Consider the following 14,368-nt stretch of genomic DNA (forward strand, 5'->3'; position numbering starts at 1 on the left):
CATTGACAACAACATAACTACACTTGATTTAGCGTATAACCTGAGTCACGTAAGATTCTGTTCTCTTTAGATTTTCTTTACGAATCAGCTCTAAGATATAGTATTTGACCTCATGATATCTAAAATAATTCCAAATTCATGATCAAAAACCCCATAGGATTACTACTCAACGGAGTTATTGTCAGTTTAGGACTGTTGCCATTATTAGCTCAAGCACAGCAGCCGATTTCTGATACCCAAGTTGCGGCGATGGTAGAGGCGTTGCGACAGGCTGCACCACAGACAAAAAATCCCAACGATGGACTTTACAGCGAATGGCAAGTTAAACCAGAAACCCTCAAAGGCTGGTCAAAAACTTGTCTCAAACGAGAACTAACACCGACGCAGTTTGAAAACAGCCCTGCGATCGCCCGCCAAGTTGTCTCTTGTATCACGCGCCGTGAGTTAAGCAATCAATTTCGCGCCACCAACAATAATGAAATTGCATCTGTGCGTGGCGCAGCTTGTTGGTGGATGACTGGTAATTATACAGGCTGCGACAAAGGCTTCACTGCTGACTATGTGCAAAAAGTTGTCCGCTTTTACCAACAACAGCTCTCGAAATCGGCAGCAACTCAATCATAAAAGGACAATTCTTTACAAACAGTTAAGATAATTGCTTTATTTCGACTGATTTGAAAAACTTGTGCCGCTTCTGTTTTACTCATCCCCAGGACTTACGCAAAATTATGAAAAAACGAACCGCAAAGGACGCAGAGGACACAAAGAAATAAGAGTTTCAGAGAGTTTTTGCGTAAGTCCTAATCCCGTCTAACTCTATTGTTTGGATGACCTTCTGACGTAAGTCGTAACTGTATGGTTTTGGCATGAGCTTTTCTTGCTTGAATTTTACAGTCAGAGACTGGGAACGAGGTAAGTCCCCAATCCACAGTTGAAGAAAGGTAGGTATCTGGTTGCTACAGTCGCAGTGAAAACTACTAAGCTGGTAAATAGCACCTTTAAACTTTAACGGAAATTCAGAATCGCATTTATCGGCGGTTCAAAATTATCCATTGGCGAACTACCTGTAATTACATTATGTTTGATGCTCTATCTGACCGTTTAGAATCCGCCTGGAAAAAACTGCGGGGACAGGACAAAATTTCTCAATCCAACATTCAAGATGCATTGCGCGAAGTGCGCCGCGCCTTGTTGGAAGCAGATGTTAACCTCCAGGTAGTCAAAGATTTTATTAGCGAAGTCGAAGCCAAAGCACAGGGAGCCGAGGTGATTACCGGCGTGCGACCTGACCAACAGTTCATCAAAATTGTTCACGATGAACTGGTGCAGGTGATGGGAGAAGAGAATGTTCCCATTGCAGAAGCCAAGGCACAGCCTACCATTGTGTTAATGGCTGGGTTACAAGGTACTGGTAAAACCACAGCTACCGCTAAGTTAGCCTTACACCTCCGTAAATTAGATCGTAGCTGTTTGTTAGTGGCGACAGACGTATATCGCCCAGCAGCGATCGACCAGTTGGTGACGTTGGGTAAGCAAATTGACGTACCAGTATTTGAACTAGGAAGCGACGCCGATCCCGTAGAAATAGCCCGACAAGGTGTAGAACGCGCTAGGGCAGAAGGTGTAAATACAGTAATTATTGATACTGCTGGACGCCTGCAAATTGACGAAGACATGATGGCGGAATTAGCCCGGATCAAAGCAACTGTCCAACCCGATGAAACTTTGTTGGTGGTGGACGCGATGACGGGTCAAGAAGCTGCTAATCTTACCCGCACCTTCCATGAGCAAATCGGAATTACTGGGGCAATTCTCACCAAGCTGGATGGTGATAGCCGTGGTGGTGCAGCGCTTTCGGTGCGAAAGATCTCCGGAGCGCCGATTAAGTTTGTCGGCGTGGGTGAAAAAGTCGAGGCACTGCAACCGTTTTATCCCGATCGCATGGCATCGCGGATTCTAGGAATGGGCGATGTCCTCACCTTGGTAGAAAAAGCCCAAGAAGAGTTTGACTTAGCAGATGCTGAGAAAATGCAGGAGAAAATTTTGTCAGCGAAGTTTGACTTTACTGACTTTCTCAAGCAGTTGCGGATGCTGAAGAACATGGGTTCTCTAGGAGGCTTGATCAAGATGATTCCAGGGATGAACAAGCTCTCAGATGATCAGCTCAAGCAGGGAGAAACCCAGCTCAAGCGCTGTGAGGCAATGATTAACTCCATGACTCGCCAAGAACGTCACGACCCCGATTTATTAGCCAGTTCTCCCAGTCGGCGACGGCGGATTGCTGCTGGCTCCGGTTATAGAGAGTCCGATGTCACTAAACTGGTGGGTGATTTCCAAAAAATGCGATCGCTCATGCAGCAAATGGGTCAAGGTGGCTTCCCTGGAATGCCGGGAATGTTCGGCGGTGGCGGTATGGGTAATGCCTTTGCAGGTGCAGGTAATCGTCCCGCAGCCCCAGGATGGCGAGGTTATGGTGGTGACGCCACAGGCACGAAAAAGAAAAAAACCAAAGATAAAAAGAAAAAAGGCTTCGGCAATCTTTAGTCATTTGTCATTAACTAAGGACAAATGACTAATGACTAATAGCAGCAAATGCTAGGCAGTGCTAAAATTAGCATTTCGGCCTCAGATTTGATGAACAGAGGAAACTGACCCTGAATTTCTCGGCAGCAGCCAGATTTAGGTTACTTCCTGATTAACTAGTTACTACCTAATATCTAACAACAGGAGAATGATTCTTCAACCATGATCAAACTGCGCTTGAAGCGATACGGTAAAAAGCGGGAAGCAAGTTACCGGATTATCGCCATTAACAGCCTCACTCGCCGTGATGGCCGTCCCCTAGAAGAGTTGGGATTCTACAACCCCAGAACCGATGAAGTGCGACTAGACGTTCCCGGTATCGTCAAGCGACTACAACAAGGCGCTCAACCCACTGACACCGTCCGTCGCATTTTAGTAAAAGCCAATGTTTTTGAACAGGTCAGTGCCACAACCGCATCATAATTCCAGAACAATATCCCCAACAGCTAGTCCCAACTATGTTGGGCTGGTTCAGTTTTTGGTGCAACCGTTTTTGGAATCTCCACAGACTTTAAGCGTCGATTGTGAAATTTCTCAGACCCTCAACCGGGTTTGGGTTCGCATCGCCTTTGAAAGCACGGATAAAGGAAAAGTGTTTGGTCGAGGGGGACGCAATATTCAGGCGATTCGTACAGTAATTGCCGCAGCAGCAGCTGCTGCTGGGCAGTCAGTATATCTGGATATCTACGGCAGCACCACGCCGGGCCGGGAGGGAATGTCTTTTGATGAAGACACAGAAGAGCGATCGCCACCGCCGACTAGGAGAGAACCACGTGGAAATGATGGGCCTAGACCCATTGTTAAACCCCGCCTCCGCTAGATTAAAACTAGAGAGCAAATCTGAGCGGTTGTGGTTACCTCCGCTCAGAATTTTTGTAAAGATGGAAAGTAGCAAAAAGATTTTTGAATCTTTTTTTGGACTCTTCACCCGTAGGGGCGTACAGCTGTACGCCCCTATAACTGATTCACTTGTTGCAAAGATTTTTTCAAAATGTAAGTAATAAAAGCGTAATTTCGCCCTTAGCGAGAAAAGATTAACCTTTGTCAAAAATAGATCCTCACCAATTAAGAAATACTATGGCAGGTGCCTTAACAATTCAGCTGCCGAATATTCCCAGTGTGATCGCTCTTGCCGGAGAAGGAGAAGAAAATCTCAAAATCCTATCTCAGCAAACAGGAGCCACTTTAGTGCTACGGGGACAGGAATTAGTGATTTCTGGTATCCAAGGGCAAATTGATCTGGCTTCTCGATTAGTGCGATCGCTTGAAGACCTCTGGATTAAAGGCACTACCATCTCCAGTGCGGATATTTTAACAGCCCGTCAAGCCATAGATAGCGATCGTCAAGGGGAACTGCAAGATTTGCAGCGAGATGTCCTCGCCAAAAGTCGCCGGGGTGAAGAAGTCCGTGCCAAAACCTTTCGCCAGCGTCAATATATCGACGCACTCCGTAGGCGTGACCTCACCTTTGGCGTTGGGCCTGCTGGTACCGGCAAGACTTATCTCGCCGTTGTTGTCGCTGTGCAAGCACTCCTTGCTAACCAGTTTGAAAAGCTAATTTTAACTCGCCCTGCCGTCGAAGCTGGTGAAAAACTCGGTTTTTTGCCTGGAGACTTACAGCAGAAAGTTAATCCCTATCTTCGCCCACTTTACGATGCTATTTATGAGTTTATCGACCCAGAAAAAGTACCTAGTTTAATGGAACGCGGTGTGATTGAAGTCGCACCACTTGCCTATATGCGGGGACGCACCTTAAATAACGCCTTTGTAATTGTGGATGAAGCTCAAAATACTACACCCGCTCAGATGAAAATGGTTTTGACTCGTTTGGGTTTCCGTTCTCGGATGGTGATTACAGGCGACATGACACAAACTGATTTGCCACTTCATCAACAATCAGGTTTAGGAGTGGCTTTACAAGTTTTAAAACACGTTGAAGGCATTGCCTTTTGCGAATTTTCTCAAAAAGATGTCGTGCGCCATCCTTTAGTTCAGCGCATTGTTGCTGCTTATGAACAATACGAAAAATAGGCACATTGGTCATTAGTAAAAAAACTAATAAATGACAAATAACAAAGGACAAATAACAAAGGATAAATAACAAATGACCACAACCTTAAAAGAATTTTTAACAACTTGCGAGACTCTTGGAACTTTGCGTCTAATTGTGACTAGCAGCGCCGCTGTATTAGAAGCAAGGGGTAAGCTAGAAAAGTTATTTTATGCAGAATTACCAAAGGGTAAGTACGCGAATATGCACACCGAAGGCTTTGAGTTTCACTTAAATATGGACAAAATTACTCAAGTGAAATTTGAAACAGGTGAAGCGAAGAGGGGTAATTTTACAACTTATGCCATCCGGTTTTTAGATGAGAAACAGGAGCCTGCTTTAAGTCTATTTTTGCAATGGGGTAAACCAGGAGAATATGAACCAGGACAGGTTGAAACTTGGCAAGCTTTGCGGGAGCAATATGGAGAAATTTGGCAACCTTTACCAGCAGAAATTTAATCTAGCTAAACTGATAGGGGTGGAGGAAATCGGATATCTGCATTGAACTGCTCCACATTAACGCTGCGATGAATCGGTAAAACATATTCTAAATTTTCGTGGGGGCGAGGAATAATGTGATAAGAAAGCACCTCGCCACCGTTAACTCGCAGAACCGCCTTTAGTGCTGCTGTCACCGCCACATTTACCTCCCCCACAACCCCCCGAATTAACACCGTAATTCGTCCCAAATCAGTATTTTCATAACCAACAAGGGTGATACGGGCAGCTTTACACATGGCATCTCCCGCTTCTACTGCTGTGGGAACGCCATAAACTTCAATCATGCCTAATGCTAACGTCATGGTGTTACCATAATTTAGAATTGTGGGGTTAAGTATCTTTAACTATGTTGGCTGCTTGTGATGGTAAATTAGTGACTAAACGATATTTTGTGGGTGAATAGCTAGCAGAATAATACACAATAGCTTAAGTTCATTATTATCTCACAAATTAAGTAAATTGGCGCAAATAAACTGAACTATCCAAAAAAAAGTAAAACTCTGTGATTAGTTTTTAGTAAGCGCTTGAGCGTTGAACCACTTACGACAAACTTTTAATTTTTTACAAAAACTTACTTAATTTTTAATTGATAAATACAAAACTGCTAATGCGTACAATGAAGGTAATTTGGAGTTGTTGCTTGCTGGTTTTATTCCTATTGTGGGGTGGCGAAGCTCTTGCAGGATTGTCTGAACGGTTAGCAAATTTTCCCCAATGGGAAAAATTAACTTCAGTGCAATCGGCTTCGGGTGATTTGGTTTACCCTGAATGGATGACTGGTTCTTGGCAAGTTACAAGTACGTTAGTAGATTTGGTTGCGCCCTTAGCACCAGATATCATAACGCCTGGATTTGAAGGTAATCGCCGACAATTAAATCAACCTGTGAGTTTTGTAGTAAGATTTGTCAAAGAGCAACCACATGTTCCTGGGTTAAAAATATTTCCTCAGATAGATAATAAGTCCCCAATTTTAGTAGCAGATAGAGCGTTTAATAGCTTAAATTTGGCACGGGCTTATTTAGGGGATGAAGCAGTGTTATTAGTCAAAGTAGATCCAGATTCGCCTAATCGTCAGATTACGTTCTTGCGTAACAGTCGCCAACTAGTTTCGATTGTGACTGCACGGGCCACAGAAACTACCCATGATGGCAAGTTCATCACCACAGAAGTGTTTCAACAACTATTCAAAGGCGGTTCACGCCCCTATTTAAACTCTGTAGAATCTACCACCGCTTATCATAAACTTCCAACAGCTAATCCGGCAATTGAGGCAGATCAAGTTACTGCTGTCTATCTTTCACCCCAAGATCCAGATTACTTTAAAGCTGGTTCTCGACCTGTTGCCCTCTATCGATATCGCTTAGAATTTGTCTTTGCACAAATGCCTACTACTCCAAAGGAGTAATTTAAACCTATAGCCCTTGACTACTTTATAATACAATTGTAACATATAAATTTCAAGTTCTCGATCGCGTCCTTGGACAGTGTGCATCATGGCAAAATTTAGAGATATTCTCAAATACTACGATCACTATCGAGCACTGATAATTTTCAGTATTACCGCAGCTAGCGTTTTTGAAATAATTGATTTGGTGGTGCCTTATGCCACAGGGCAAATTTTAAATGTACTTTCAGGACAACCCCTAGATCGTCCCATAGAGAATGCGATTGCTGCAATTAGCAACCTCACGCAACTACCACAAAATCGATTACTATCGCTAGGGGTGCTAATGAGTATAATCTTCTTAGTAACCGTTGCCAGAGCGCCGATTCAAACATGGTCAACTTGGTGGTTTCATTGGGATATTGCTTTACGTACCCGACGAGACAATTTCACAAAGACGGTAATAAAAATACTCACTCTCCCTTTAGAATTTTACGATGAAAATAATCCAGGACGTGTTGCCGGAAAAATTTCTAGAGGTTTAGAAAATCATACCTGGGGTTATCCAGAAATTGCTGGACAATTAATTCCCAAGCTATTGCGAATCTTAGGAATTTTTGGAATTATCTTGTTGATTGAGTGGCGGATTGCCATATTATTTCTGATTTCGTTTGTAGTCATTCTCGGCTTTACCCTCAAAGATTTAAACCAGCTGATGGAACAAGAACGACAGCTAGATAAATACATGGAAAATACTCAAAGCCGCAACTCAGAAATTATCACCAACATCAAAACAGTTAAAGCATTTGCAACAGAAGCGCTAGAACTGAAACGGCAAAAACAAAGGCTTAACCGAGAGTTTAAAGTATTAAATTACCGCATCCATTTTGGTTATATTAAGCTGGCTGCTGTCAGAACGACAATCATTCAATTTTGTGTGTTTACAGTGCTAGGTTTGACCCTTGTGGCTACACTAAAAGGTCAGATTTCTTTAGGACACTTTATCACCACTTTAACAGTTTCCAGCATGGCTTATGCCGAGTTGGAACCCATCAGCAACCTTGCTGAGATTTTTGCTCGTCGTTATGCCTCAATGTTGGGATATCACGAATTTATGCAGCAACCAACAGGGGTAGATGCAGTCAGTTTAGAAGAAAGTACATCAGCCTATAGTTTCACTGGGAAAGTTGAATTATCGCACGTCAGTTTTGGATATGATGCCAACCGTCAAGTTTTGCAAGATATCAACTTGTTAATTGAGCCATACCAAACAGTGGCATTGGTGGGGCGTTCCGGTTCTGGTAAGTCTACTTTAGTGAAATTGCTATTGCGATATTTTGAACCTCAAGAAGGTCAAATTCTGATTGATGGTCAAGATATTCGCACTTTGGATGTGAGTAAGTATAGACGGAGGCTAGCGATCGTTCACCAAGAAGTAGACGTTTTTAACGGTACCATATTGGATAATCTCACCTATGGTAGACCGGATGCTAATTTGGATCAGGTTCAAGAAGCCTGTAGAATTGCCAGAGTCGATGAAGTAGTGCAGCACTTACCCCAAGGTTATTACACCATTGTGGGGGAACGAGGCGTCAGGTTATCTGGAGGACAAAGACAACGCTTGGGAATTGCGAGGGCGTTGCTAGTGGAACCAGACGTGCTGGTTTTTGATGAAGCCACCTCTAGCTTAGATTATGAATCTGAGCGTTCAATTCAGCTAGCAATGCGAGCGATTCAGGGCACTTGCACTACTATCATCATTGCCCACCGTCTAAGCACAGTGCGAGAAGCAGATAAGATTGTAGTGCTGGAGCAAGGAAAGATTGTAGAAGTGGGTAGCCATGATCAACTCTTGCGTCACGAGGGCATTTACCGCCGCTTGCACTCCCTACAAGAAACAGGAGAACTCCTGAGTTAGGGGACAATACGCTTGGGTTAAGGAAATTTATCTTTTAAGGCAGGCAGGGCAGGCAGGGGGAGAAATTAAAAGCTTAACCCAAGCGTATTGAGTTAGGGGACATAAACATTTTGGATTTTGGATTTTAAATTTTAGATTGACCTCACGAATCAATCGGCTTGATTAAATCGCAATACGCTTGGGTTAAGAATTTCTTCCTTCTCTTTGCGTCCTTCGCGTCCTTGGCGGTTCGTTAAAAAAATTGACTTGAAGAAAGAGTTTTAGCCTTAACCCAAGCGTATTGGATTAAATCGACCTTATCGTTAATAAGGTCGATTTTTTCCAATTATACCCAACAGTATTTTGTACAAGACTAGAAATTATGAGCTATTAATCATTACACCAGATCATTCAAGATAGCTTTAAGCCTGGAGATATTGATAAATTATTTTCTTCTCAGAGTATTAATATCGAAGTCTTCCAATAAGAAAAAACTAAGATTTACTCTTATCTGCTTCTTTCTGTGCCGCCTCACTATATTTTTTATATAATTGAGTCCGAATTTTAGCTTCCTGATAACGGCTGTGCTTTTGTGGCACCGTACTCATTAAATCTGAAGCCCGTTGCCACCTAGCAGCGATCTCTAACCACTGAGTTGAGGTTGTGGCTGTTTTACCAGATGCAGAAGCTTGGTTAGCAATTCGCACAGATATTGCAAATGGGTCATCAGATGGCTCATCAAGGCTATTGTTAGCAGCACGGGATGGTGTTTGGGCTTTCTTCTCATTAGTATTTTCTGTAATTAAAGATTTGGAAGTTTCTAGTTGCATTAGGTTTTTCAGTTTATTACCTAACTGGGCATAAACAACCCAACTAAGCAACAACAGTGAGCAGAAACCAGCCGCTACTAATATCTTTGTTTTAGGTTTATTTTTGTGTTTTTCTTTGTTAATAAGTACCAAAGGACGAGAAACTGGAGTTTTAGGATAATTTGGTTTTCCTAGTTCAGCTTGAGCTTCTATAAAATCTTTAATTAGTTGCTTGACAATATTAGGCTGAATTAATGTAATTTCCTGTGACCAAAGCAATTGGTTCTCGCGATCGCTTTCTATTTCCTTTAACCAAAGTAATTGTTGTTCCCGAACAATCCGACTGTTGATATTGACTCGGCGAATGTAACGCGGGGCAATGGATTCAAGAATTTGCTGGACTTGTTCTACCAGGGGAGATTGCTCAAGTTGCTCTACCCTAGCCGCCTCGCACAGAAGTTGTAAGACACCATCAGAAAAAATAGCTCTAGTTCTGACACCAGACTTGGCTAGCTTTTCGTTCAATAGTTGAATAATCGCAGCAACGCTACCCTGGTGAGCTTGCCAAGCGATATCGTTTATCCGGTCTATCATCTGAAATTTAGTGATAGCTCTTCCACCCTGAGTGATTAACGTATTCATTAATTTAGGGACTCTTTTCTACTGACCTTGATCTTGTCTTCGATTTTACGAGTAAAAAGATGAGTTGCCAAATAAAATCATAAATATAGAGCCTTCCTTTTCAGTTTGGTAAGAACGCTCACTCACGCTCAGTTAATTTGACACTCCCACACCTTGAAAGCGTGGGATTGTTGAGCTGAAACTGTGTTTTCAGGGTAACGCCCATGCTGGCGGACGAGCTACCTGTTTGACATAATACGTTATGATCTCTTTTAGGGATCATCTTTGGTGAAGTTGAGGTAGGTGAATGGACTCTGCGATCATGCGAAGCACCCGCTAAGAGTGAGCGCAAATGTATGGCTAGATAGTATTAGGGTCAACACCAAGCGATCGCAACCGTTCTTTCAAGCTTTCCACCTGCTCTTGGGCTTGTTCCCTCACCAATCTTTCCTGTTTCAGCGCCTCTGCCAACTCCTCTGGAATCAGCAACTTTTCCCCAGTGTCTTCTCGATAAAAACCAATCAATTGCCCCTCTATTTGCAAACGCAGCTGCAAAGGTTCACATCGACTATCTGTAATTGGCTCATACACATCGCCTCGCAGCCGATACCCTTGCAATTGCTCCTTAATCCACTCTCTCTTAGGGTCAAATAACCAGTATTCCAGTACCCCTAACTGCTCATACAGCGTCTTCTTGAAACCCATGTCCTGGTTTTTAGTCCCCTCTGAGGTCATTTCAAAGATTACTACAGGCACTTGTCCCTCTTCCCATACTTTGTAATTATCCCTACCTCCGGGAGCAACATTAAAAATCACCATTACATCTGGAGCTACCCGTAACTTCGGAAAACCCTGAGCATAGTAGAGAAACTGGTTACTCAAAACCGTTGCTTGCCTACCCAGCAAATACTGCCTCAATACTTCTAAAGTTGCTAGTAGAGCATATAAGTGAACATAACTTTCTGCTAGAGGCTCACCATCCGAGCTTGGGTAAAAAACTTCTGTTGGTTGAGAACTGGGTAAGAGGCTAGTCATAATTAGCCACCTGGTTGAGAAGATGGGTGCATGATTATATTATCTCAGAGACTTTCGCTGATATTTCTAGAACTGTTGCCTGTCAGGTATCATTCACAAACCAAACAAAATAGCTGTATCAAAATAATTTTGTCAGTAACTCTGGCTTTTTTTGCTATATTGCCAGAATGACAAGACTATTTAGCACAGCGATCGCTACATTAGAAGATATATACATAAAAATCATTGTTGGTTTTTATTCATCCGCAGTTCACACAAAACCATGAGTGTAAGTACCATTATTTCCGACAATCCCCTACTCCAAGGCATTGGTTTACCTCCTTTTGCAGAGATTAAACCAGAACAAGTAGTACCAGCCTTCAATCAGTTGCTGGCAGAACTTGACCAGCAGCTTGCCACCTTAGAGGCTAGTGTAGAGCCTACTTGGAGTGGTTTGGTAGAAGCCTTAGAAAAGCTGACACAACGGCTTATTTGGAGTTGGGGGGTGGTGAATCATTTAATGGGTGTTAAAAATAGCCCAGAACTGCGCGAAGCTCATGAAATCGTACAGCCACTAGTCGTACAGTTTATCAACAAGCTCGGTCAAAGCCAACCGATCTACAATGCTTTTAAGGCACTCCGTACCAGTGATAGTTGGGCAACTTTAGAATTAGCCCAACAGCGTATTGTCGAAGCCGCCATTCGAGATGCACAACTTTCTGGTGTTGGCTTAGAAGGAGAGGCAAGAGAGCGTTTCAATGCCATACAAATGGAGTTAGCAGAACTTTCTACCAAATTCTCTAACCATGTACTTGATGCCACTAAAGCCTTCAGCTTAACCCTAACAACACAAGCGGAAATTGACGGTTTACCACCAAGCTTAGTGAGTTTAGCAGCCCAAGCGGCTCGTGCAGCTGGCGAAAGCAACGCCACACCAGAAAATGGCCCCTGGCGGATTACTTTGGATTTCCCCAGCTATGGCCCATTCATGCAGCACAGCACCCGTCGAGATTTGCGCGAAAAGCTCTACAAAGCTCATATCACTCGCGCTTCTGCTGGCGATTTGGATAACAACCCCTTAATTGAGCGCATTTTGAAGTTGCGCCAAGAACTCGCAGATATACTAGGTTTTAAAAGTTTTGCCCAATTGAGCCTGGCTAGTAAAATGGCTCCCAACGTTGAGGCAGTCAACGCCCTGTTAGAAGAATTACGCCGCGCTAGTTATGATGCTGCTGTTAAAGACTTGGCAGAACTCAAAGCTTTTGCAGCGGCACAGGGAGCAGCAGAAGCTACAGATTTAAAACACTGGGATATCAGCTTTTGGGCAGAACGCCAACGAGAAGCAAAATTTGCCTTTACCGCTGAAGAATTGCGTCCCTACTTCCCCCTTCCCCAAGTGTTAGACGGCTTATTTGGACTAGTCAAGCGGCTGTTTGGCGTCACTGTCACCTCTGCCGATGGTCAAGCGCCAGTATGGCATGAAGATGTCCGTTATTTCCAAATTGCTGACGAAACTGGTTCTCCCATAGCGTACTTCTACTTAGACCCTTACAGCCGTCCAGCAGAAAAACGCGGTGGTGCTTGGATGGATGTGTGCATCAATCGGACCAAAATCACTGTAAATGGTGTGACTGCTATCCGCTTACCTGTAGCTTATTTGGTGTGTAATCAAAGCCCTCCTGTAGATGGTAAACCTAGTTTGATGACTTTCTATGAAGTAGAGACTTTGTTCCACGAGTTTGGTCATGGATTGCACCACATGCTCACCAAGGTTGACTATTCTGGAGCCGCAGGCATCAATAACGTGGAGTGGGATGCAGTGGAATTACCTAGTCAGTTTATGGAAAACTGGTGTTATGAGCGACCTACTTTCTTTGGAATGGCGAAGCATTATGAAACTGGTGAAACCCTACCGGAGCATTATTATCAAAAGCTGCTAGCGGCACGTAATTATATGAGTGGTACTGCCACATTGCGGCAAATCCACCTGAGCAGTCTTGACTTAGAACTACACTACCGCTATCACCCTGATAGTAATGAAACTCCCTCAGATGTGCGTCATCGCATAGCCAAGACTACTATGGTTTTACCACCACTTCCAGAAGATTCAATTTTATGTGCTTTTGGACATATTTTTGAGGGTGGTTATGCAGCAGGCTATTACAGTTACAAGTGGGCCGAGGTACTGAGTGCTGATGCTTTTGCCGCTTTTGAAGAAGCTGGGCTAGAAGATGAAGAAGCTATAAAAGCTACAGGTCGGCGTTATCGGGATACGGTGCTGGCACTCGGTGGTGGTCAGCATCCAATGGAGGTGTTTAAAACTTTCCGGGGTCGTGAACCAAGTACGATCGCTTTGCTCAGGCACAATGGTTTAGTCAGTGCTGGTGTAAACTAAACAAGACCTCTGTAGGGACGTTGGATTGCAACGTCTCTACTGGCATCAAATGTTTGCAAACAATCCTTAGCTGGACATGGTTTGCCAACCTGGGAGACCTTATGGCAGGTTGGTTGAGATTACAGGATATCTCTTGGGCTGCTGATTTGATTACACAACCACTTTATAAAGATGTTGGTAATCACAAGGCGTTAAAAAGGCTTGCTCTAGTTCCCTCCTTTTTAAGGAGGGTTAGGGAGGATCATTTTTGCGTGGATATCGCCTCAATCCTAATAAGAAACCCCTCTGCTTTCGTCATAGTAAAGTGATTACAAAGCAGAAGGGGTTCATTTTTTATTTTTGTATAGGCAGATTTTAAGGATAATGCTGGCAAAAAACCAGTTTATCTGATTTAAAACCCGCAAAAACCTATGTTGTGTTTATTTTAACCTGCCTACTCTGTTGGGCCTATTTCCAATCGGGAATCTCGGCATCTTCTCCACCAATCCCGATTCCAGTGTTAAATATTTCGGCATCAGTAAGATTAAGATCATTCATTGATGCTTTATACACATTAGAATCGTGAATGGTAGCGCGAGTAAAATTTACCCTGTTGAGATTGGTTTGCTTCAAATTCACATTGGTTACATAAGCTGATGTTAGGTTAGCACCTGCCAAGTTTGCACCCGTTAAGTCAGCACCTTCAAGGTTAGCCCCTACAAGGTTGGCTCCTTGAAGCTTCGAGCCTCTCAAGTCAGCACCAATTAAATGAGCGCCACTGAGGTTAGCTCCCGATAGATTGCAGTTAACACATTCCCCAGTTGAAAGCAGCTTTTGTAAGTCCTGCGGATTTTCGGCTCTAACCGAGCTAGCGAAAAATAGGGGAGTTGCTAAGGCAATGGCCGCTAATAGCTGGAGTTTCATAATTTTCCCCCTTAATAATCAAGTTGCGTCCGTTCTGTCCCTCACAACTCTATTATCTCACTAAACTTTGTAAGGTCAATCTCTCTCTTGACAAGTTAGTTGTGATATGAAACAGAGATAAAAGTGAGATCACAAATGCAATTAATTTTGATTTTTGGCGATTTTTACTCGATAAACCCTAAAAAACTGCCAGTGTTAAATCACTGTTAAA

The 14,368-nt window shown here is 43.3% G+C and carries 13 protein-coding genes; 9 read left to right on the forward strand and 4 right to left on the reverse strand.

Features of this window, described 5'->3' with window-relative positions:
- Positions 1-138 precede the first annotated feature (138 nt).
- The 6 genes from V7L29_RS03470 (at position 139) to V7L29_RS03500 (ending at position 5,092) form a co-directional block, all read left to right on the forward strand.
- Entirely contained in the window at positions 139-624 is a 486-nt protein-coding gene (locus tag V7L29_RS03470) for a hypothetical protein (protein ID WP_334734541.1), read from the forward strand.
- A 453-nt stretch (positions 625-1,077) separates the two neighbouring features.
- On the forward strand, positions 1,078-2,544 hold the full coding sequence (gene ffh / locus V7L29_RS03480; protein ID WP_334734542.1) for a signal recognition particle protein: 1,467 nt from the start codon (positions 1,078-1,080) through the stop codon (positions 2,542-2,544).
- 201 nt (positions 2,545-2,745) lie between these two features.
- Complete coding sequence (gene rpsP, locus V7L29_RS03485; RefSeq protein WP_334689497.1) at positions 2,746-3,006, forward strand: 30S ribosomal protein S16; 261 nt, start codon at positions 2,746-2,748, stop codon at positions 3,004-3,006.
- Positions 2,969-3,403: a KH domain-containing protein gene (locus V7L29_RS03490; protein ID WP_334734543.1), complete on the forward strand. Its 435-nt coding sequence runs from the start codon at positions 2,969-2,971 to the stop codon at positions 3,401-3,403. The genes rpsP and V7L29_RS03490 overlap by 38 nt, the downstream gene beginning before the upstream one ends.
- 257 nt (positions 3,404-3,660) lie before the next feature.
- Complete coding sequence (locus V7L29_RS03495) at positions 3,661-4,614, forward strand: PhoH family protein (RefSeq protein ID WP_334734544.1); 954 nt, start codon at positions 3,661-3,663, stop codon at positions 4,612-4,614.
- A gap of 73 nt (positions 4,615-4,687) precedes the next feature.
- Positions 4,688-5,092 carry a ChuX/HutX family heme-like substrate-binding protein gene (locus V7L29_RS03500; RefSeq protein ID WP_334689500.1) on the forward strand — a complete coding sequence of 135 codons (405 nt, stop codon included), beginning with the start codon at positions 4,688-4,690 and terminating at the stop codon, positions 5,090-5,092.
- A gap of 5 nt (positions 5,093-5,097) precedes the next feature.
- Here the strand turns inward: V7L29_RS03500 and V7L29_RS03505 are convergent, their stop codons facing one another.
- Positions 5,098-5,436, reverse strand: coding sequence for a carbon dioxide-concentrating mechanism protein CcmK (locus V7L29_RS03505; protein WP_334689501.1), 339 nt, complete (start codon positions 5,434-5,436; stop codon positions 5,098-5,100).
- A gap of 305 nt (positions 5,437-5,741) precedes the next feature.
- Between V7L29_RS03505 and V7L29_RS03510 the strand changes: the two genes are divergently transcribed.
- Both V7L29_RS03510 and V7L29_RS03515 read left to right on the forward strand, forming a co-directional pair.
- Complete coding sequence (locus V7L29_RS03510) at positions 5,742-6,539, forward strand: DUF6816 family protein (RefSeq protein WP_334734545.1); 798 nt, start codon at positions 5,742-5,744, stop codon at positions 6,537-6,539.
- 88 nt (positions 6,540-6,627) lie between these two features.
- Entirely contained in the window at positions 6,628-8,436 is a 1,809-nt protein-coding gene (locus V7L29_RS03515; RefSeq protein WP_334734546.1) for an ABC transporter ATP-binding protein, read from the forward strand.
- A 473-nt stretch (positions 8,437-8,909) separates the two neighbouring features.
- On the opposite strand, the gene V7L29_RS03520 is transcribed toward V7L29_RS03515, so the two are convergent.
- Both V7L29_RS03520 and V7L29_RS03525 read right to left on the reverse strand, forming a co-directional pair.
- Positions 8,910-9,866, reverse strand: coding sequence for a hypothetical protein (locus V7L29_RS03520; protein ID WP_334734547.1), 957 nt, complete (start codon positions 9,864-9,866; stop codon positions 8,910-8,912).
- Positions 9,867-10,205: 339 nt separating this feature from the next.
- Entirely contained in the window at positions 10,206-10,880 is a 675-nt protein-coding gene (locus V7L29_RS03525) for a Uma2 family endonuclease (protein ID WP_334734548.1), read from the reverse strand.
- Positions 10,881-11,142: 262 nt separating this feature from the next.
- Here V7L29_RS03525 and V7L29_RS03530 point away from each other — a divergent pair, with 262 nt between their 5' ends.
- Positions 11,143-13,254 carry a M3 family metallopeptidase gene (locus V7L29_RS03530; protein WP_334734549.1) on the forward strand — a complete coding sequence of 704 codons (2,112 nt, stop codon included), beginning with the start codon at positions 11,143-11,145 and terminating at the stop codon, positions 13,252-13,254.
- A 447-nt stretch (positions 13,255-13,701) separates the two neighbouring features.
- On the opposite strand, the gene V7L29_RS03535 is transcribed toward V7L29_RS03530, so the two are convergent.
- Positions 13,702-14,157, reverse strand: coding sequence for a pentapeptide repeat-containing protein (locus V7L29_RS03535; protein WP_334689505.1), 456 nt, complete (start codon positions 14,155-14,157; stop codon positions 13,702-13,704).
- Between the last annotated feature and the right edge of the window lie 211 nt (positions 14,158-14,368).

It is taken from the genome of Nostoc sp. (assembly GCF_036916575.1).
Lineage (GTDB): Bacteria > Cyanobacteriota > Cyanobacteriia > Cyanobacteriales > Nostocaceae > Nostoc.